General features: G+C 70.6%; 16 protein-coding genes and 2 pseudogenes. 5 read left to right on the forward strand and 13 right to left on the reverse strand.

Translation table 11 applies throughout. The features are described from left to right. Nucleotides 1-94: 94 nt before the first annotated feature. The 7 genes from AC07FN_RS23690 to AC07FN_RS23720 form a co-directional block, all read right to left on the reverse strand. Nucleotides 95-862: a succinate dehydrogenase cytochrome b subunit gene (locus AC07FN_RS23690; protein WP_478397580.1), complete on the reverse strand. Its 768-nt coding sequence runs from the start codon at nt 860-862 to the stop codon at nt 95-97. A gap of 290 nt (nt 863-1152) precedes the next feature. Beyond that, a complete protein-coding gene (locus tag AC07FN_RS23695) occupies nt 1153-2100 on the reverse strand; it encodes a LysR family transcriptional regulator (protein WP_478397581.1) in 948 nt (315 codons plus the stop codon). Nucleotides 2101-2296: 196 nt separating this feature from the next. Then, complete coding sequence (locus tag AC07FN_RS23700; protein WP_358571505.1) at nt 2297-3103, reverse strand: ABC transporter permease; 807 nt, start codon at nt 3101-3103, stop codon at nt 2297-2299. Between the two features lie 210 nt (nt 3104-3313). Beyond that, nucleotides 3314-4204: an ABC transporter permease gene (locus AC07FN_RS23705; RefSeq protein ID WP_452618422.1), complete on the reverse strand. Its 891-nt coding sequence runs from the start codon at nt 4202-4204 to the stop codon at nt 3314-3316. Between the two features lie 73 nt (nt 4205-4277). Further along, nucleotides 4278-5483, reverse strand: a complete 1206-nt coding sequence (locus AC07FN_RS23710) for an ABC transporter substrate-binding protein (RefSeq protein ID WP_478397582.1) — start codon at nt 5481-5483, stop codon at nt 4278-4280. Between the two features lie 26 nt (nt 5484-5509). Continuing rightward, the gene (locus AC07FN_RS23715; RefSeq protein WP_478397583.1) at nt 5510-6601 is read right to left on the reverse strand and encodes an ABC transporter ATP-binding protein; all 1092 of its coding nucleotides are present in this window, start codon (nt 6599-6601) and stop codon (nt 5510-5512) included. Nucleotides 6602-7092: 491 nt separating this feature from the next. Then, the gene (locus AC07FN_RS23720) at nt 7093-8511 is read right to left on the reverse strand and encodes a gamma-aminobutyraldehyde dehydrogenase (protein ID WP_478397584.1); all 1419 of its coding nucleotides are present in this window, start codon (nt 8509-8511) and stop codon (nt 7093-7095) included. Between the two features lie 125 nt (nt 8512-8636). On the opposite strand from AC07FN_RS23720, the gene AC07FN_RS23725 reads away from it, so the two are divergent. After that, complete coding sequence (locus AC07FN_RS23725; RefSeq protein ID WP_478397585.1) at nt 8637-9380, forward strand: FadR/GntR family transcriptional regulator; 744 nt, start codon at nt 8637-8639, stop codon at nt 9378-9380. A gap of 140 nt (nt 9381-9520) precedes the next feature. After that, entirely contained in the window at nt 9521-10267 is a 747-nt protein-coding gene (locus AC07FN_RS23730) for a cache domain-containing protein (protein ID WP_452619486.1), read from the forward strand. 18 nt (nt 10268-10285) lie between these two features. On the opposite strand, the gene AC07FN_RS23735 is transcribed toward AC07FN_RS23730, so the two are convergent. From AC07FN_RS23735 to AC07FN_RS23755, 5 genes and pseudogenes are all read right to left on the reverse strand, one after another. Beyond that, nucleotides 10286-11818 carry a sensor histidine kinase gene (locus AC07FN_RS23735; protein WP_478397666.1) on the reverse strand — a complete coding sequence of 511 codons (1533 nt, stop codon included), beginning with the start codon at nt 11816-11818 and terminating at the stop codon, nt 10286-10288. Between the two features lie 66 nt (nt 11819-11884). Then, nucleotides 11885-12874 (reverse strand): annotated as a pseudogene (locus AC07FN_RS23740) (universal stress protein); the annotation flags it as partial. 66 nt (nt 12875-12940) lie between these two features. After that, entirely contained in the window at nt 12941-13480 is a 540-nt protein-coding gene (locus AC07FN_RS23745; protein ID WP_478397586.1) for a hypothetical protein, read from the reverse strand. Between the two features lie 369 nt (nt 13481-13849). Continuing rightward, nucleotides 13850-14983, reverse strand: coding sequence for a threonine synthase (locus AC07FN_RS23750; RefSeq protein ID WP_478397587.1), 1134 nt, complete (start codon nt 14981-14983; stop codon nt 13850-13852). A 47-nt stretch (nt 14984-15030) separates the two neighbouring features. After that, complete coding sequence (locus AC07FN_RS23755) at nt 15031-15948, reverse strand: LysR family transcriptional regulator (protein ID WP_478397588.1); 918 nt, start codon at nt 15946-15948, stop codon at nt 15031-15033. 182 nt (nt 15949-16130) lie between these two features. On the opposite strand from AC07FN_RS23755, the gene AC07FN_RS23760 reads away from it, so the two are divergent. Beyond that, nucleotides 16131-17213 (forward strand): tartrate dehydrogenase, encoded by a 1083-nt coding sequence (locus tag AC07FN_RS23760; protein ID WP_478397589.1) that lies wholly within the window; start codon nt 16131-16133, stop codon nt 17211-17213. Nucleotides 17214-17326: 113 nt separating this feature from the next. After that, nucleotides 17327-17566 (forward strand): annotated as a pseudogene (locus tag AC07FN_RS23765) (2-hydroxycarboxylate transporter family protein); the annotation flags it as partial. A gap of 202 nt (nt 17567-17768) precedes the next feature. Here the strand turns inward: AC07FN_RS23765 and AC07FN_RS23770 are convergent. Beyond that, nucleotides 17769-18959, reverse strand: coding sequence for an alpha/beta hydrolase family protein (locus tag AC07FN_RS23770; RefSeq protein WP_478397590.1), 1191 nt, complete (start codon nt 18957-18959; stop codon nt 17769-17771). Nucleotides 18960-19155: 196 nt separating this feature from the next. Here AC07FN_RS23770 and AC07FN_RS23775 point away from each other — a divergent pair, with 196 nt between their 5' ends. Beyond that, nucleotides 19156-19932, forward strand: a complete 777-nt coding sequence (locus tag AC07FN_RS23775; protein WP_478397591.1) for an SDR family oxidoreductase — start codon at nt 19156-19158, stop codon at nt 19930-19932. Nucleotides 19933-20330: the final 398 nt, after the last annotated feature.

Below are 20330 nucleotides of genomic sequence, written 5' to 3' on the forward strand. Positions count from 1 at the left end.
CTGGGAACGCCGCGACGACATCCACGAAGCGTTCCTCGGCCTGGCCACATGCATCATCTGCTACCGACACACCAAAACCCTCTGTTAGGAACTCTTAGGGTCGGGTCAAGTTGACAATCCCGGTCACCACGGCGAACGGCACGGAGAGGAACCCGGCGGTGATGGCGATCGCGACCACGAGCGCGGTCAGCTTCGCGGCTCGTTGCCGCGCGGCGGTCATCGCCCCGAGGCTCTGCAGAGCGCTCCACAACCCGTGCCGGATGTGCAGGCCGAGGGAGCAGACCGCCAGCGCGTAGAACAGCGCGATGTACCAGCGCTGGAAGCTGGCCACCACGTTCCGGTAGACCTCGCCGTGCACGCCGTGCGGGTTGACGTGGCCGGTCGTGAGGTCGAGCAGGTGGTAGACGACGAAGAAGGCGAGGATCACGCCGCCCCACCGCATGGTGCGCACCGCGTACCCCGCCTGCACCTTCGGGCGGCGCCGGTAGCCGACCGGGCGGGCCGCCCTCGCCCGGCGCGCCAGCTGGTAGGCGGCGGTCGCGTGCAGCAGCACGGCGGCCAGCAGCACGACCCGCACGACCCACACGAAGCCCTCGTACCCCAGCAGGCCGTCGAACAGCCTGCGGAGCCACACCGCGTACGCGTCGATGCTGGCCGGGGAGATGAAGATCTTGAGGTTGGACAGCATGTGCGCCACCACGTACAGCAGCAGGAGGGCACCTGACGCCGCCATGGCGATCTTCTTGCCTGCCGTCGACGACCACAACCTGCCGATCGACGTCCGGCGGCGCCCGCGCCCGGCCGCGGGCCTTCGATCCCGGGCCGGGAGCGCGGGTTCGACTCGTTCGTCTTGGAGAGTCACGGAAGCAAGCTAGGCACGGCGCTCCGGCACTGTCCAATATGGTGAGACGCTGGGCTCGATAGCCCGAGGCGATCGCGGCTCGTGAGAGGTCTCGCGGCGCCGCAGGTGTGTCCCAGGTCTCGGCACCGGCTGGTCCGGATGTCACATCGGGCCCGCCGCCATCGTCGGTTCTCCGGGGCGGTATGGGAGAGGGGCGGTCATGACACTGGCCCACGGGATCGGCAGGCGGTCGGATCTGCCCGCACCGCTCTGGCTTGCGCTCTGCACGGCGCGGCGGCCGTGCTGGTCGGTCAGCCCGGTGTTCCGCCGATGAACTCGACTCCGCTGGGCAGGTCGCCGGTGGTGGCCGTGCTGCGCAGGAAGTCCAGCAGCGCGGTTTCGAACGCGCGCACCGCGTTCGTCGGCGCCGTGTCGGTCCTGCGCGCGAGGCCGATCGTCCGGCGCAGGCCCGGGCGCGCGAGCCGGGTGCCGCGCAGGCCGGGGCGCCCGGAAAGCACCATCCTCGGCACGATCGCCGCGCCCAGCCCGGCCTCGACGAAGCACAGCACGGCATCCATCTCGCCGCCCTCGACGGCCAGCTTCGGGGTGAAGCCGGCCTCCGCGCACGCGCGCAGGGTCGTCTCCCGCAGGTCGTAGCCCTCGCGGAACAGCACCATCTGCCGGTCGCGCAGCGCCTCGATCGGGATCGGCGCGCTCGGCCGCTTGGTGCCGGTGGCGGCCGTTGCGACGACGAGCTCCTCGGTCAGCAGCGGGGTGATCGACAGCGAGGGCTCGTCGCTGACGCCGCCGGTCGGCAGGACGACGAGGGCGAGGTCCAGCTGACCGTGGAGGAGCGCGCTCGCCAGGTCGCGCGATCCGTTCTCCCGCACGGAAAGCCGCACGCCCGGGTGCTCGCCGTGGAAGGCGCGCAGGGCGTCGGCGAGGACCGTCACGCACAGGCTCGGGGGCGCGCCGAGGCGGACCAGCCCGCCGTGCACGCCGACCACGTCGGCCACTTCGCGCTTGGCGACGTCCGCGTCGGCCAGCATCCGGGTCGCGATCGGCAGCAGCGCCTCCCCGGCGGGCGTGAGGAGCACCTCGCCGCGGGCGCGGATGAACAGCTCCGCGCCCAGTTCTGCCTCCAGGGCCCGGATCTGGTTGCTCAGCGAGGACTGCGCGACCTTGACCGCCTCGGCCGCCTTGGTGAAGTGCAAGGCGCGCGCGACGGCGAGGAAGTAGCGAAGCTGCTGCAAGGTCACCTGGCACCACCCGGAGTCCACCACCAGCATCCGCTCGGCCGCGGATCTGGCCCCGTTGCGTAGAGCATGCCCGACAAGGGCGCGCCTTCCCCGCGGTCCCGCACGCCTGGGTGCGATGTCACAAGTCGTGCGGACCGCTCGTCATGCCTGGGGAAGGATGACTCTGCCGGGGTGGACTCGGTGGGGCGGACGCGGCTCAGAGGCGGCCGCCGGCGTTGGTGTCGCCGGAGAGCCGTTGCGCCAGGTACACCGGGACCGTCGAGAACACGATCAGCACGGCCGCCACGACGTTGACGATCGGGGCCTGGTTGGGGCGGAACAGGTTGTTGAGGATCCAGATCGGCAGCGTTTCCATGCCGGTGCCGAGCGTGAAGGTGGTGACGATGATCTCGTCGAAGGACAGCGCGAACGCCAGCAGTCCGCCCGCCAGCAGCGCGGAGCGCAGCATCGGGAACGTCACCAGGCGGAACGTGGTGGCGCCGCCCGCGCCGAGGTCCATCGACGCCTCCTCCAGGTTGCCGCCCATCCGCCGCAGCCGGGCCACGACGTTGTTGAACACCACCACGATGCTGAACGTCGCGTGCGCGACGATGACCGTGAACAGGCCGAGGTCGATGCCCAGGATGGTGCGGAAGGCGTTGTTGAGCGCGATGCCGGTGACGATCCCCGGCAGCGCGATCGGCAGGATGATCAGCAACGACACCTGGTCGCGGCCGAAGAACCGGAACCGCTGCAGGGCGAATGCGGCCATCGTGCCGAGGACCAGCGCGATCGCGGTCGAGGCCACGCCGACCAGCGCGCTCGTCGCCAGGGCGTCGAGGGCGCCCTGGTTGCCGAGCGCCCGGTGCCACCACTCCAGGGTGAAGGACGACGGCGGCCAGGCGAACGTGGTGTCGGCGTTGACCGAGTTGAGCAGCACGACCAGCAGCGGGAAGTAGATCACCGCCAGTCCGAGAACGAGCGCGCCCAGCAGCACCAGCCGGGTCGTTCGGGAAGCACTCATCGCAGCGGCTCCTAGAGGGGCTGTTTCGGGAGTGGGCCTAGGTCTGGTCTTCGAGAGGGCCCCGGGTCTGCAATTTCCATTGAAATCGAAGGTTCGATTTCAATGGAAATTGCGGGGGACGCGGTCGGAACCCGGGGTTCCGGGTACCGCGGTCGGAACCCGGGGTTCCGGGTACCGCGCGGGGCGTGGAGCGCGGTCGTGGAGTGGGGTTCAGAGGTTGTCGAGGGCGCCGGTCCGGCGGACCGCCGCCAGGTAGCAGAGCATGATCACGACGGGGACGGTGGCCACCGTCGCGGCGAAGGGCAGGTTGTTGGCGGCGCCGATGTTGTCGTAGACGACGTTGCCCAGCATCTGGTTGGTGCCGCCGACGATCTTGACCGCGATGTAGTCGCCCAGCGACAACGAGAACGTGAAGATCGAGCCCGCCACGATCGCCGGGAAGACCAGCGGCAGCACCACCGACCGGAAGCTGCGCCACGGCTTGGCGCCCAGATCGCTGGAAGCGTCCACAAGGGAGTCCGGGAGGCGTTCCAGGCCCGCGTAGATCGGCAGGATCATGTACGGCAACCACAGGTAGGACAGCGTGATGACGGTGGCGAGCAGCCCGTAGCCGGGGGAGTCCAGGCCCAGCGGGCTCAGCAGCCAGTGCACCACGCCGTTGCCGGAGAGCATGACCCGCCACGCGTAGGCCTTGACCAGGTAGCTGGCCCACAGCGGCGTCATGATCGCGATGACCAGCAGCCGTTGCGCCCTGGGCGAGGCGAACTTGGCCATGTAGTAGGCCATCGGGAACGCGATCACCGCGTCCACGACGGTGACCAGCAGGGCGATTCCGACCGTGCGCAGCGTGACGGTCCGGTAGACCTCGTCGGTGAGCAGCGTCGCGAAGTTGTCCAGCGACCACTCGATCACCACCTGGCCGGTGAACGGGTCGGTGCTCCAGAACGCGGTGATGAACAGGGCGGCCAGGGCACCGAGGTAGGCCAGCCCCAGCCACAGCATCGGCGCGGACAGCAGCAGTCCCAGCCGAAGCCTCGGTCTGCGGTACAGCAAGCTCGACGACCGGCGCGGAGCGCGCTCGGCGGAGGCCGTGGTTGTCATCTCTCTCGATCCTCGCTCATCGGGGGGTGAACGGCCGGTGGACGCCCCTCGCACCCACCGGCCGCGGTTCGCGTCAGCCCTTGATCTCGGTCCAGGCGCGAGTCCACTCGCCGTAGTCCTTGCACTTCACATCGGTGCGCCCGTCGAGGCACTGCTCGATCGGCGTCGTCCAGTACCAGATCTTCGAGGCGTAGTCGGCGTCCCCGGCGTGGTAGGTCGTGCAGTGGTTGCGGTCCTCGGTCAGCTCGCACGCCTTCGGGTTGGCCGGGGATTCCCCGAAGTACTCGGCGACCTTGGCGTTGGCCTGCGGGCTCACGATGTGGTTCAGCCACTTGTAGGCGCAGGTCTTGTGCTTCGACTTCGATGAGACCATCCAGGTGTCCGACCAGCCGGTGGCACCTTCGGCGGGCAGCGTGGCGGCGACCGGGGCACCTTCGGACTGGGTCAGGTTCACCGTGACCTGCCAGGCGGTTCCGACGTGGGCGTCGCCGTTCTTGAGGGCCTGGCTCTCCTTGAGGTAGTCCGACCAGTATTCGCTGACCATCGGCCGCTGCTGCTTGAGCAGGTCGACGGAGGCCTGGAACTGCTTGTCGTCGAGCGCGTAGGGGTTGGTGATGCCCAGCTCGGGCCGGTGCTTCATCAGGTAGAGGGCGGCATCGGCGATGTAGATCGGCGAGTCGTAGGCGATGACCTTGCCCTTCTGCGGCGAGTTCGGGTCGAACATCACCGACCACGAATCAGGGGCGGGCTGGACCTTGTCCGTGCGGTAGGTCAGCAGGTTCGCGCCCCAGCCGTGCGGCACGCCGTAGGAGGTGCCGTCGACGCTGTTCCACGGCTTGTCCTTCAGGAACGGGAACACGTCGTTGTAGTTGGGGACCAGCGCGGTGTTGACCGGTTCGACGTCGCCCGCCGCCACCAGCCGCAGCGAGGCGTCGCCCGATGCGGAGATCACGTCGTACTGGCCGGTCTTCATCAGGTTCACGGCCTCATCGGAGGTGCCGAACGGCTTGACGTTGACCTGGCAGCCGGTTTCCTGCTCGAACGGCGTCACCCAGTCCACCGCGGGGTCGTTGGACCCGTCCTCGGCGTAGCCGGGCCAGGCGAGGACGTTGAGCTCCCCTTCGGGCTGGCCGAGCGCGCCGAGGGCGGGCAGCGCGGGCGGCTTGAAGCCGTGGCCGCCGGGCGCGGGGTTCGAGGAGCCGGCCGTGCCGCAGGCGGCGACCGCGGTGGTGGCGGCCAGCACGCCCGCGAGCATGCTCATCTTCTTGCGGTTGCGCATCGGATTTCTCCTGTTCGTCGGAGGGATCAGCGATCGGCTTCGGTGAGCTGGAAGCTGTGCTCGTCGTGCCAGACGAGGCGGACCTTGCTGCCCGCGCGGTGGTCGAGGTCGGCGGTGCCGGAGTTGGGGCGCACCACGGAAAGCCGCGCGCCCGCGTCCAGCGACACCTCGTAGCGCACCGACGCCCCGGCGTAGACGGCGTCGGTCACCGTGCCGGCGGCGCTGGTCTCGCCCAGCGCCGCGTCGCGGTCGAGGTCGCCGTCGATGCGGATCTTCTCGGGCCGGATGCTGTAGACGCCCGGCCTGCCGATGACCGCTTCCGCGCTGGAACCGCTGAGCAGGTTCGAGGTGCCGACGAATCCGGCGACGAACGGGCTGGCGGGCCGTTCGTAGACCTCCGCCGGGGTGCCGATCTGCTCGATGCGGCCCTGGTTGAACACCGCGATGCGGTCGCTCATCGTCAGCGCTTCGTCCTGGTCGTGGGTGACGAAGATGAACGTGATGCCCACCTCGCGCTGGATCTGCTTGAGCTCCAGCTGCATCTCCTGCCGGAGCTTGAGGTCCAGCGCGCCCAGCGGTTCGTCCAGCAGCAGCACCTTCGGCCGGTTGACCAGCGCTCGCGCCAGCGCGACGCGTTGGCGCTGGCCGCCGGAGAGCTGCGAGGGCTTGCGGTTGCCGTGCTCGCCCAGCCGCACGCTGCGCAGCGCCTGTAGGGCGCGCTCGCGGCGCTCAGCCTTCGGCACCCGCTTGACCCGCAGCCCGTACTCCACGTTGCCCAGCACGGTCATGTGCGGGAAGAGGGCGTAGTCCTGGAAGACCGTGTTGACGTCGCGTTGGAACGGTGCCGCCCGGCTGACGTCCCGGCCGTCGAGTTCCACGGTGCCGCTGGTGGGCAACTGGAATCCGGCGATCATGCGCAGCACCGTCGTCTTGCCCGATCCCGACGGCCCGAGCATGGAGAAGAACTCCCCGCCGGCGATGTCGAGGTCGACCCCGTCGACGGCGTGCACCTGGCCGAAGGACTTGCGCAGATCGCGCAGCCGCACGGCGGGCTCCGCCCCGCTCGCCACCGCGGCCGGCGGGCTGCCGACCAGCGGTGAAGTTGAATTCGGCGACATCGTCTGCCTTTCTTGCCGTACCGGCTGCAATTTCAATGGAAGTTGCGGTCCTCCGGCGTGTCGGGTCACAACACACCGGAGGGTGTGGACAACTTCCGCAATTTCAAATGAGCCTTTTTCATCCTGGTGGGCCCGCAGTCGCGGGTCGTAAAGCTGCACGTCGATGGGCTGTCGCATGCGCCGCAGGCGCATAGCCCACCTACGACACTCGCACCGCCGCGGGTTCTCAGAGGCTTCCTGGCGAGGACGGCCCTGACGCCGTGTATCGGACATACATAAGTCAGGGCACCCACAGTCCAGGGAGCCTCTGAGGTTCCGCTACCCGCACCGCCACGCAGAACGAGGTTGGAAAAGCCTCAATGGAAATCGACGCGTCGATTTCCATTGAAATTGCGGGACCGACATCCACCCGGGTGACGCGGCGGCCGTAACGCCCGCAGGGGTCGCTACCCGCACTGCCGCAAAACGAGTTCGGAAACAGCCTTTCTGCTCTAGAAAGCGCTCATGACGTGCTTGATGCGGGTGTAGTCCTCCAGGCCGTACAGCGAGAGGTCCTTGCCGTAGCCCGATTTCTTGAAGCCGCCGTGCGGCATCTCGGCCACCAGCGGGATGTGGGTGTTGATCCACACGCAGCCGAAGTCCAGCTCGCGGGACACCCGCATGGCGCGCCCGTGGTCGGCGGTCCACACCGAGGAGGCGAGGGCGTAGTCGACGCCGTTGGCCTTGGCCAGCGCTTCGTCCTCGTCGGCGAAGCGCTGCACGGTGATCACCGGGCCGAAGACCTCGTTCTGCACGATCTCGTCGTCCTGGCGCACACCGGAGATCACGGTCGGTTCGAAGAAGTAGCCCTGGTCGCCGACGCGCTTCCCGCCGCTGCGGACGACGGCGTGGTCGGGCAGCCGCTCGATGAAACCGGACACGCGCTGCAGCTGGGTGGCGTTGTTCAGCGGGCCGTAGGCCGCATCGTCGTCGTCGGGCTTGCCGGTCCGGGTCGCGCCGGCCTGCTCGACCAGCGCGGCGACGAACTCGTCGTGCACCGATTCGTGCACCAGCACCCTGGTCGCGGCGGTGCAGTCCTGCCCGGCGTTGAAGAACCCGGCGGCGGCGATGCCTTCCGCGGCGGCGGCGATGTCGGCGTCGGCGAAGACCAGCACCGGCGCCTTGCCGCCGAGTTCCAGGTGCACGCGCTTGAGGTCGGTGGCCGCGGCCCCGGCGACCTCGATGCCGGCGCGCACCGAGCCGGTGATCGAGGCCATCGCCGGGACCGGGTGCGTCACGAGCTCGCGACCGGTGTCGCGGTCGCCGCAGAGCACGTTGAACACGCCCGGCGGCAGGAATTCGGCGCAGATCTCGGCCAGCAGCAGCGTCGACGCCGGGGTGGTGTCGGCGGGCTTGAGGACCACGGTGTTGCCGGCGGCCAGCGCGGGCGCGATCTTCCAGATCGCCATCAGCAGCGGGTAGTTCCACGGCGTCACCTGCGCGCACACGCCGACGGGTTCGCGGCGCACGTAGGAGGTGTGCCCGGCCAGGTACTCGCCCGCGGCCTTGCCCTCCAGCACCCGGGCCGTGCCGGCGAAGAAGCGCACCTGGTCGAGCACCATCGGGATTTCCTCGGCGTGGGTGAGCGCGAGCGGCTTGCCGGTGTCGGCGGATTCGACGCGTACGATCTCGTCGGCGCGGGCCTCGATCGCGTCGGCGATGCGGGTCAGCGCGAGCTGGCGTTCGGCGGGGGTGGTGTCGCGCCACTTCCGGAACGCCGCCGACGCGGTCCGCATCGCGTGGTCCACGTCCTGGGCGTCGGCGACGGGCGCGGTGCAGTAGGGCCGGCCGGTGACCGGATCGATGATCTCGGCCACCCGGTCCGCGCGGGACTCGGTGTACTCGCCGCCCACGAAGTGCTTGAGCTCCACTGGATAGCTCCTAGTCAGGGGGGCAGGGGGTCTCGATGGGACGCAAACATATAAGACCATATGTAATAGAACAAGAGTTTCCGGCAAGATTGGTCCCGTAGGACCGAGAGGAGCCGGGGAAGCGCATGGGCGAACGGGTGCCGCATCGCGCGCGATCAGCGATGTTCGCGCCGCTGGACCAGACCGGCCGCGTGGAGGCGGTGACCAGGCGGCTGGTCGACGCCATCACGCTGGGTCTGCTCGCCGACGAGGAGCAGCTGCCGAGCGAAGCCGAGCTGGCCGGCCAGCTCGGGGTCTCGACGGTCACCATCCGCGAAGCGCTGATGGCCCTGCGGCAGCAGGGGCTGGTGGAGACCCGGCGCGGGCGCAGCGGCGGCAGCTTCGTGCGGGCCCCGCGCGACCACGGCGGCGAGTTCTGGCGCGAGCGGCTGCGCGAGGTGAGCCTCGGCGAGCTGCGCGACCTCGGCGACCACTACGCGGCCATCGCCGGGGCGGCCGCCCGCCTCGCGGCCGAGCGCAGCTCGCCGGAAGACCTCGAACGGCTCGAACAGGCCGCCGACGACGTGCGCGGGACCAGCGGGAACGACACCGCACGCGCGGAGCGGCAGTTCCACCTCGAAGTCGCCGCCGCGGCCCAGTCGAGCAGGCTGACCCAGCAGGAGGTCCAGCTGCAGGGCGAGCTCGGCGCCGTGCTGTGGCTGTCGGCCGGGTGCGGCGGGGGAGCCGACCGCTCCCACTCCGAGCACCGCGCGATCGCGGAGGCGGTAGCGCGCGCCGATGGCCCACTGGCCAGAACGCTCACGGAGAAGCACATCCTCGCGGCCGTGGATCGAGCGGCCGAAGTCCACCTGGAGCTGACCCGGCAGTAGTGCATTCCGGGCGCCCGGCACATGCGCCGCGAAACGGCCTGGCGCAATGGGCGCACCGGCGGGGGCATGCCGCTACGCTGACCCAACCCCAACATCGGCAGCCGGCGACGCAATCGGCACGTGCATGAGGTGGTCGCATCGTGAAGGACACGCGCACACTGGTCGGCGACGAGGTCATCGACCACGTTTCGACGCTGGTGGAGGACGTCTTCGCGCGCTTGGCAACGATCCGCAGCGGTGCCGAAACCCTGCTCGCCGAGGATTCGTTACGGGCCCGCGACCTGGCCCGGCTGCGGCCGGAGGTGGTCGGCGCCCTCGGCGAGCTGGTGAACGGAGCGGGTTTCATCGCCGCGCCGAACCTGCTCGTCGACCAGGAACTGGGCTTCCAGTGGTGGACCCTGACGCCGGGCGAGGAGCCCGCGCAGCTCCTCATCAGCCTGGACCCGGCCAGCGAGCACTTCCTGGACTACACGCGGCAGCCCTGGTTCACCATCCCGCGCGACACCGCGCAGCGCCACATCACCGGCCCCTACGTCGATTACCTGTGCAGCGACGAGTACGCGCTGACCTTCACCGTGCCGCTGAACGTCCGGCAGGGCTTCGCCGGAGTCGTCGGCGCGGACGTGTTCGTGAAGGACTTCGAGCGCGCGGTGTTCCCGCACCTGCGCGACCTCCGCGGCCGAGCCGCGCTGGTCAACTCCCAGGGAAGGTTCATCGTCTCCAACAACGTCGGGCAGGCGACGGGCGCGCTGGCCCGCGAACTGGACGTGCCGGCGTGGTGGAACGCAGGCGCGATCCCGCGCGCCGAGAACGGCGTGGTGCTCAGGCGCTGCGGCGAAACGCCGATCGCCCTCGTGGTCGACCGAACCGGATCCGCTGCGTCCTGACGCGGTCCCGGGCCCGGGTCACCGGATGCTCCCGCGATGCGGTGCGGGCCGTTCGGCCGAGGATTGTTCCGGTATCGCGGGAGATCCGGCCATCGGCAGGGTCAGGACCATGGTGAGTCCGCCGCCCGGGGTTTCGTCCGGGGTGAGCGTGCCGTGCATGGCTTCGGTGAGGCCGCGGGCGAGGGCGAGCCCGAGCCCGACGCCGGTGTTCTTGTCGCGGTCGCCGAGTCGTTGGAACGGCAGGAAGATCTTCTCGTGGTCCTCGGGCCGGACGCCCGGGCCGCGGTCGATGATGCGGACCTCGACGTGGTCGGCGAGCGCGCTGGCGGTCACGAGAACCGGCCGGCCTGGCGGGTTGTAGCGCAGGGCGTTGCCGATGAGGTTGGCCAGGACTCGTTCGAGCAGACCGGGATCGGCGAGGACGTCGGGCAGCGTTTCCGGAATCTTGATCCGCACCCGGCCGTCCGCGTCCAGGCTGTCGAGCGCCTGCGGCACGGCATCGGCGACGGCCAGCTCGCGGGTGACGGTGCCGAGCGTGCCCGCCTGCAGGCGGCTCATGTCCAGCAGGTTGGCGACCAACCGGTCCAGCCGGACCAGCGATTGGTAGGCGGTGTCGAGGAGTTCGGCCTCGTCCTCCTCGCTCCAGGCGACGTCGTCGCTGAGGAGGCTCTCGACGGCGGCGGTGGCCGACGCCAGCGGGGTGCGCAGGTCGTGGCTGACTGCGGCGAGCAGCGCGGTGCGCATCTGGTTCGCCGCGGTGAGCTGCCGGGCTTGCTCGGCCTGCTCGGCCAGCCGGTGCTGGTGGAGTGCCACGGCGGCCTGGGTGGCGAAGGCTTCGAGCACGCGGCGGTCGGCGGCCGGGAGGGTGGGGCCGCGCAGGGCCAGCGCGAGGTCGTCGCCGACGGCGATGTGCGTGTCGCCCGCGTCCGGGCTGGGGCACGGCGGCGCACCGGCGGCGTCCACGACGTGCCAGGCCCGCGGATCGTGCTGTTCGTCCGGTGTGCGGCCGGATTCGGGCCGCCGCTCCAACAGGGTCGCGGAGTCCTGCCCGAAGGTTTCGCGGAGCCGGGACAGCAGCGCGGACAGGGGGTGTTCGCCGCGCAGGACGCTGCCGGCGAGGTTGGACAGGACGGCGGCTTCGGCTCTCGCGCGGGCGGCCTCGCGGGCGCGGCGGGCCGCGAGGTCGACGACCGCGCTGACCGCGATCGCCACGATCGCGAAGACGATCAGCGCGACGAGGTTGTCGGGATCGGCGATCGTCCACACGTACAGCGGCGGGGTGAAGAAGTAGTTCAGCACCAGGAATGCGGCCAGCGCGGTGGAGATCGCGGGCCAGAACCCGCCGACGAGCGCGATGCCGACGACCAGCACGAGGAACAGCAGGATCTCGCTGGGCAGCGAAAGGTCGTTGCGCGCGAGCTCCAGGAGCGCGGTCAGCAGGGGAATTCCGAGCGCTGCCAAGGCGAAACCGGCGATTCGGCGCCGCCGGCCGACGCCCGGCGCGAAGGTGGGCAGCCACTGCCGGTGGGCGACGTGCTCGTGGGTGACCATGTGCACGTCGATGGGGTCGGAGCGGGCGGTGGTCGTGACGCCCACGCCGCGGGAGAACAGCTGCGCCAGCCGGCCCCGGCGGGAAGCGCCGAGCACGAGTTGGGTGGCGTTGACGCCGCGCGCGAAGTCCAGCAGTGCGCCGGGGATGTCCTCGCCGACGACCTGGTGGTAGGTGCCGCCGAGGTCCTCGATCAGGGCGCGCTGCCGCGCCAGGTGCGCGGGACTGGCGTCGGAAAGCCCGTCGCCGCGCACGACGTGCACCGCGAGGAGGTCCGCGCCGCGGGTGCGTTCGGCGATTCGGGCGGCCCGGCGGATCAGCGTGTCGCCTTCGGCGCCGCCGGTGAGCGCGACGACGACGCGTTCGCGGGCCTCCCAGGTGCCGGTGATGTCGTGCTCGGCGCGGTAGCGGTCGAGCTGTTCGTCGACCTTGTCCGCCAGCCACAGCAGCGCGAGTTCGCGCAGCGCCGTGAGGTTGCCGACGCGGAAGTAGTTGCTCAGCGCCGCGTCGATCTTCTCGGGCGGGTAGACGTTGCCGTGAGCCATCCGGCGGCGCAGGGCCTCGGCGGTCATGTCGACGACTTAGACCTGCTCGGCGCGGCGCGCCACCTCGTCGGGCACGGTTTCGCGCTGCGGGATGCCGGTGATGTGCTCGACGACGTCGTTGAGCGATTCGAGGTGCTGGATGTTCACCGTGGAGACGACGTCGATGCCCGCGTCGAGGATCTCCTCGATGTCCTGCCACCGCTTGGTGCGGCGGGAACCCGGCACATTGGTGTGGGCGAGCTCGTCGATCAGCGCGACCTGCGGACGGCGGGCGAGGACGGCGTCCACGTCGAGCTCGGTGAACGCGGCGCCGCGGTATCCGAGCGTCCGGCGCGGGAGGACCTCCAGGCCGTCGAGGAGTTCGGCAGTGCGAGGGCGGTCGTAGGTTTCGGCGAAGCCGACGACCACGTCGGTGCCCCGATCCTGGCGGCGGTGGCCCTCGCAGAGCATGGCGTAGGTCTTGCCGACACCGGGCGCGGCACCGAGGTAGACGCGCAGTCGTCCGCGTGGCATCCGCCCTCACCTCCGCGGCTACGGCCGTTCGGGTGCTCACGACCAGTGTGCGCACCCGTTCCCGGCTCACGCCACGGGCCGAGACGCCCGGGCCGGTGCGACCGCGACCTCGGGGGAGGAAGCGCACTTCGCGAGTTCCGCCTTCGGCTGCCGGTCGCGCGCAGGCGGCTCGGCTCTGGGGGCCGGGATGGTCACCACGACCACCGGCCGCTCATGGCGGGCAGCCAGGACATTGCCGAGGAGCGCGCCGAGCAGCGCCGCACCCGTCAGCGCGGCCAGTCGAACGGCGTCGCCGGAGCCGTTCCAGCCGAGATCGCCGTGGGAGTGCACGACGAAACCGTTGAACAACATCCAGCCCAGCACCGCGGTGACCAGCGCGCCGGTGGCGTTGCGGACGGCGAAGCCGTAGCCGCCTGCCACGAGGCACAGCACGACGAACCCGGCCACCTGCCCGCCCGACCACCAGACCGCCGCGGCCGTCGGCGCCATCCCCGCCACGACCGCGAAGAAACCGACCGCGGATGATGTCGCGGGCCCGGCCACCGACCGGCGAACCAGGCCACGCCGGAACACGACCATCACGACGCCCCCGGACCTGACGAGCACCGTCTTCCATCGCCGGTGACCTGTTCAGTGAAGCTCGCCGAGCGGCCCCGGGACGGGCTTCTTGACGCGATTCCTACAGGTGACGAGCGGACCTTGACGGAGGGATGACCCCGCGGCGGCGTTCAGCGCGCAGCCAGCGCCGTCCCGGCCCGGCTCCGGTTCCGGCTCCGGTCCCGTCCCGGTCCCGTTCCGTCCCGGTCCCGTTCCGGCTCCGGTCCCGGCTCCGGTCCCGGTCCGGCTCCGGTCCGGTCCGGTCCGGTCCGCAATTTCCATTGAAATTGAAGGTCCAATTTCAATGGAAATTGCGGACCGAGGGCGGAACCCGGGCATCCCGGGGGTTGGGTCGGTCGGTTGGGTCGGTGGGTCGGGTCAGTCGTCCAGCAGGCGGGCCATCGCGGTGCTCGCCTTGAGGCCCGAGCCGGTCAGCACCGCCACGACGACGTCGTCGCCGGCGAGGTGGCCGTCGCGCACGAACCGTTCGAGGGCGGGCACCACCTGGGCGCTCGTGGGTTCGGCGTAGAGACCGGTCTTCGCCAGGGCGAGCGTCGCCGGGCGGAGTTCTTCCTCGGGCACCGCGATCATCGCGCCTCCGCTGGCGCGGATCGCGCGCAGCACCTCCTGGTCGCGCACGGGGTGCGCGATGGAGGTGCCTTCGGCGAGCGTCGGGGCCCATTCGGCCGGTTCCACGCCGTCCGCGCCGGAGTCGAACGCCCGCACCAGCGGGCTGCACCGCTCCGGCTGGCTGACCAGCAAGCGCGGAATCCGGTCGATCTCGCCCGCCCGGTGCAGCTCGTCGAAGCCCGCGGCGCAGCCCAGCACGAGGCTCCCGGCACCGGCCGGGACGACCACCGCGGACGGGGCGGTGAAACCGAGGTCCTCCCAGATCTCGTAGGCGATGAGCTTGATGCCGTCGAGGAAGTGGGGGTGCCAGTTGTGGCTGGCGTAGAAGCGTTCGGCCGACCGGCGGAGCGCCTCGTCCGCGGTGTCCTGCCTGCTGCCGGGCACGAGTTCGACCGACGCGCCGTGGATCCGGCTCTGCAGGATCTTGGCCGGGGACGTCGCTTCGGGGGCGAGGATCTGCGCGTCGATCCCGGCCGCCGCGCAGTAGGCGGCGACGGACGAGCCGCCGTTGCCGCTGGAGTCCTCCAGCACCGCGGGGACGCCCTGCGCGCGCAGGGTGCTGATCATCACCGAGGTGCCGCGGTCCTTGAAGCTGGCCGTGGGGTTGGCCGATTCGGCCTTGACCGCGACGTCGAGCCCGGCCAGCCGGCGGTGCAGCAACGGGGTCAGCCCCTCGCCGAGGCTGACCGCCGGGGTGTCGGGCAGCGCGAGCGCGGCGGCGTAGCGCCATTGCGAGCGCACGCCCGAATCGATGCGCTCGCGGGTGATGCCGGGCAGCGGCTCGACCAGCAGGGGTGATCCGTCGTCGCCGCACCAGCGCGGCTCGTCGATCGGGTAGCGGCAGCCGGCGCGGTCGACCAGCTCGGGTTCGCCAGTGCTCACGATGTCTCCTCGGCTCGGGTGGACGGTTCGGAAGGGGAGCGCGAAAGTCATTGCCCCGCAGGGACGTCCAGGCGCTGGGCGAGTCCCTCGGCGATGTGGTCGATCGCCAGCTTCGCGCGCCGGGTCAGGTTCTGGGCGGAGTCGTAGACGGCGTAGATGTTCGCGCCGGGAGTGGGGACGGCGTCGAGCAGCTGGACCAGCGCGCCGGTGCGCAGCATCGGGGCGACGTGCCACCGGGAGCGCATGAGCAGCCCGTGGCCTTCCACGCACCACTGCGTCGCGACGTCGCCGTCGTTGCTGACCATGGACCCGGGGACCTTCACCGCGGTCTCCTCCGATTCGGTGCCGAATCTCCAAACGGCGTAGTCGGAATCGTTCTCCCGGATCACGATGCAGTCGTGCTCGGGGAGCTCGTGGATCGACCGCGGCGGGTTCCGCTTCGCGAGGTACTTCGGGGCGGCGCACACGACGCGCCGATTCGGGTGCAGGAGCCGGGCGCGGAGGCTGGAGTCGCGCTGCCTGCCGACCCGGATGGCGAAGTCGAACCGGGTCCCGGCGATGTGCAGCGGCAGGTGGGACAGCTCCAGGTCGATCTCGACGTCGGGATGCAGGTCCTTGAACCGCCCCAGCAGGGGAGCGATGTGCGTGCGGCCGAGCCCGATGGTCGAGTGCACCGCGACGTGGCCGCGCAGCTCGTGGCGGCGCTCGCCCACCTCCTCCTCCAGATCGCTGATCAGCGGAAGCAGCCGGGCCGCTCCCGCCGCGTAGCGCCGGCCCTCGTCGGTGAGGTCGAGCCGGCGGGTGCTGCGGGTGATCAGCTGTGCGCCGAGCCGCCTTTCCAGGTGTGCCAGCCGTTTGCTGACCGCGGAGGTCGACACGCCCCACTGCCGCGCCGCCTGGGTCAGGGTCTCCGAGCGGGCGACGCCGTCGAAGAACTGCAGATCGTCGAGCTCCGGCAGATCCACGACGTCCTTCTTTCGTCTCGCGCAACGCTGTTGTGTCGAATCGGGTCTTTTGGGTCCACTTCGTGCGCCCTACGCTACATGGAAATCGCCCGCGGGACGCGGGACGAGGTCGGGCCGAGCCGCGGGACAGAGCCGATTTCGACTGTGCCGCAAGGAAATGAGGCCACCGGAGGAAATCCAGCATGACCACCACTCATCGCATCGCCGTGATTCCCGGTGACGGCATCGGGAAGGAGGTCGTGCCCGAGGGCGTGCGGGTGCTGACCGCGGCCGCGGAAACCTTCGGTTTCGCCCTCGATCTCGTGGACTTCGACTTCGCGAGCGCCGACTACTACGTCGAGCACGGCCGGATGATGCCGGAGGGCTGGTTCGAGCAGCTGCGCGGTTTCGACGCGCTGTTCTTCGGCGCGGTGGGGTGGCCCGAGGTCGTGCCGGACCACGTGTCGTTGTGGGGCAGCCTCCTGCAGTTCCGCCGCCGCTTCGACCAGTACGTGTCGCTGCGCCCGGTGAAGCTGCTCCCGGGGGTGAAAAGCCCGCTCGCCGGGCGCGTTCCGGGCGACGTGGACTTCTACGTGGTGCGGGAGAACACCGAAGGCGAGTACTCCAGCATCGGCGGCAAGATCTTCGAGGGCACCGACCGCGAGACGGTGGTGCAGGAGACCGTCATGACCCGCAAGGGCGTCGACCGGATCCTGGAGTTCGCCTTCGAGCTGGCGCGCAGCCGCCCGCGGCGGCGACTGACCTCGGCGACGAAGAGCAACGGGATCTCGATCTCGATGCCGTACTGGGACGAACGGGTGCAGAACATGGCCGCCCGGTACCCCGACGTCGAGGTGGACAAGTACCACATCGACATCCTCACCGCGAACTTCGTGATGCACCCCGACTGGTTCGACGTGGTCGTGGCCAGCAACCTCTTCGGCGACATCCTCTCCGATCTCGGTCCGGCCTGCACGGGCACGATCGGCGTGGCACCGAGCGCGAACATCAACCCGGAGCGGAACTTCCCGAGCCTCTTCGAGCCGGTGCACGGCTCGGCGCCGGACATCGCGGGCAAGGGGATCGCGAACCCGGTCGGCCAGATCTGGTGCGCCGCGATGATGCTGGAGCACCTCGGCGAGCACGCCGCCGGCACGGACGTGCTGCGAGCGGTCGAGGACGTGTTGGGCCGCGGCGGAGCGCGGCTCACGCCGGATCTGGGCGGCGACGGCACGACCGCGGAGCTCGGAGCCGCCGTCGCCGATGCGGTCCGCGGCGCCCGCTGAGAGCGCTCCTGCCCGGTCGATCGGCTCCCGGATTTGCCGCCGCCCCCGGAAATCGATTGGTCTCGCAGGTCGGTTGCGCCGTTTTCCGCGCAACTCCCAGAAGGATCTCAAAGATGAGCACACCTACAGAAGTCGCGACGAGCAGGACGACAGGCCGGGGCAGGAACTGGAATCCGCTCAAGGCCGCGGTCGGAGGTGTTCCCCTCGTCGTGCCGGTCGTCCTCGTCGCCGGGGTGTTCGGCCGGATTCCCGAGAACATGATCGGCGGCCTAGCCGTCATCACGGGCTTCGGGATGCTGCTGGGCCCCCTGGGCAACCGGCTGCCGGGCATCTCGAAGATCGGCGGTGGGGCGCTGCTGTGCCTGAAGTGCGACGGGCCAGAGGTTGGATCAGCTGGACGACTTCTTCGGCGCGAGCCGCGATGCGCAGTTCGCCGCGATCGCGGAATCGCCGCCCGGCGAGGTTCACGGCTGACACGCCGCGCCTGGGCAACATCATGCGGGCACGCAAGGAGGTTTACCGTCGCTCCCGCTGCGGATCGGGCGGCGGCCGGGTTCACGGCCGGGAGCAGGCGCTCGCCGGTTGCCGGTTCGCGAGGAGATCTTCGGTGAACCGCTGCGCCGCGGGCTGGGACGCCGCGAGGACCTGGCGGTGATCCGCGCCGTCGTACGCTTCGTAGCCGATCGCGGGGGAGCGTTCGCACAGGGACTTCACCAGCTGGTCGGTTCCTCGCTTGCTCACGAGCACGTCCGTCGTGCCCTGCAGGACCAGGGTCGGGATGCGGAGCGCCAGGCCCTCCGGTTCCTGCGACTTCAGGTACGCCGTCAGCCGGTCGAGATCCGCGCCCTCGCGGAAGACCCGCTCCGCCCGCACCGTCGAGGCGGCCTCCCGGATCCCGTCCTGGCAGGTCGTGCGCGCCGCGTCCAGCACCGGCCGGACCTCGTCGGCGAGCAGCTGTTCGGGCACGATTCCGGGATCGACCGCGGCCGCCCCGATGAGCATCGTGGGGAGGAACGGCAGCGCCGCGCGGACGCCCCGCTCGCCCGATTGCTGCTGGAAGTACGCCGTCGTCTGGCTCGTCTGGAAGCCGCCCGGCGCGATGGACACGGCACCGCGCAGCGACAGCCCAGCGACTTGCTGGTCCGCTGCCGCGGTGAACAGCGCGGCGTGGCCGCCCTGGCTGTGCCCCACCGCGAACCAGTCCGATCCGACGCCGGGGTCGACCTGGCGCGCGGCCCGGACGATGTCGGCGACCGCGTTCGCCGCGCTGGGCCCGTTGAGGTAGGGGTGTTCCCCGGGGGTGCCGAGCCCCTCGTAGTCGGTCTGCACCACGACATAACCGGCGGCGACCCACCGGTCCAGCGTCTGGTCGACGAGCCCGACGTAGGAGTGCGCCGGGCCGCCCGGCCGGTCGGCGGACGGCGCGCAGGCGTCGGCCGTGCCGGTGGTGCCGTGCGCCCAGCTGATCACCGGCCAGCCCGCCTGCGGCGGGGGAGACCCCGGCACCGAGACCGTTCCCGAGACCGTGATCGGCTTCCCACCGGCGTCCGCGGAGGTGTAGGAGATCAGCCATTCGCCCTGCGCGCTGGGCAGGCGCCGGTGGTCCAGCGGGACCGAACTCGACAGGGTGCCGCGTTCCGCCGGCACCGGCTCCGGGGTGTCGCCGGTGCCCGCGGAGCAACCGGACGCGACCAGTCCGGCCGCGAGCAGCGCGGTCAGCGAGGTGGTTGGGGACAACCGGTTCACGGGCGTTCCTCCCGGGCGGTCGGGTTCGAAGTCCCGCAGAGACAACCCCGTCGGCGCTCGGTGGGAGTCCGCCGATCCCACTCACCGGTACTACCGGATACCGCGGCGCGGTGAACTCCGATAGGCATGCGGTGATGGCCGCTGCGCCGGATTTCCCAGGCGAGGCCGAACGAACTGGTGTGAGGAGCACGAGGACATGACACGCCGCATCGCCGTGACCGGCTCGGCATCGGGCATCGGCAAGGCCCTGGTGGAGGTGCTGAAGGCGCAGGGGGACACCGTGATCGGTGTCGATCGGGAGACCGCGGACGTCCGGGCCGACCTGTCCACCGACGAGGGGCGCACCCGGGCGGTGGCGGAGGTGGCCGAACTCGGCGCGGGACGCCTGGACGGCGTGGTCGCGTGCGCCGGCGTCTCGCTGCCCGATCCGATCGCCGTGGGCGTCAACTACTTCGGCGTCGTCCGGCTGCTGGAGGAGCTTCGGCCATTGCTCGCCGCCGCCCCGCAACCGCGGGCCGCGGTGGTCGGTTCCATCGCCGGCACGCAGCCGGTCGACCAGGCCGTGATCGAAGCGTGCCTGCGGGACGACGAGCAGGCGGCGCTGGAACGCGCGAAGGCAGCGGTCGAGGGCGGGGCTGGTTACCGGTTGTACCCGTCGTCGAAATCGGCCCTCGCGCAGTGGCTGCGCAGAGCGGCGGTGACCGCGGACTGGGCGGGTGCGGGCATCCCGCTCAACGCCGTGGCACCGGGAGTCGTGCTCAGCCCGATGGTGGCGCCGCTCCTCGAGGACGAAGCGATGAAGAAGGTCATGGACGAGGCGGTGCCGATGCCGCTGAACGGATACGCGGAACCGGGCGTGATCGCCACGGCGCTGGGCTGGCTGATCAGCGCGGGGAACACGCACATGACCGGCCAGGTGATCTATGTGGACGGTGGCACCGAGGCCACCCTGCGGGGCCCGGAAGTCTTCTAGCGGGCCGGAAGCGGGGCTGCGGTGCCCCGTTCTCGTGGCGCAGTGGCCGAACCAAAGCGCCCACCGACCTTGGCGCCTATCGAGGTGAACGGTCCGTTCGCTCCGTTTCGGTGGTGCGTGCTGGTGTTGGGTGGGCGGAGTGAGCGGCCTGTTCGCCTCGTCTATTGAGGTGAACAGGCCGTTCGCTCCACACCAGCCGGGGCGAGGTCGTGCACCGCGCCCGGCTGGGTGGGGCGTTCCAGACTGCGGTGCGGGCACGCGTGAGGCGTGACCGCCTGGCACGCAGGGCGTCGCTTTCGCGCGAAACCGGCGCCTCCTCGGGCCTCAGGCGCCTTGCAGATGAGCCCTTGTGAAACGATTCCTGAGGCGGCATGTGTCCTATTAGGACGTGGCTGTGG

This window comes from Saccharopolyspora sp. NPDC045941 (assembly GCF_056431445.1).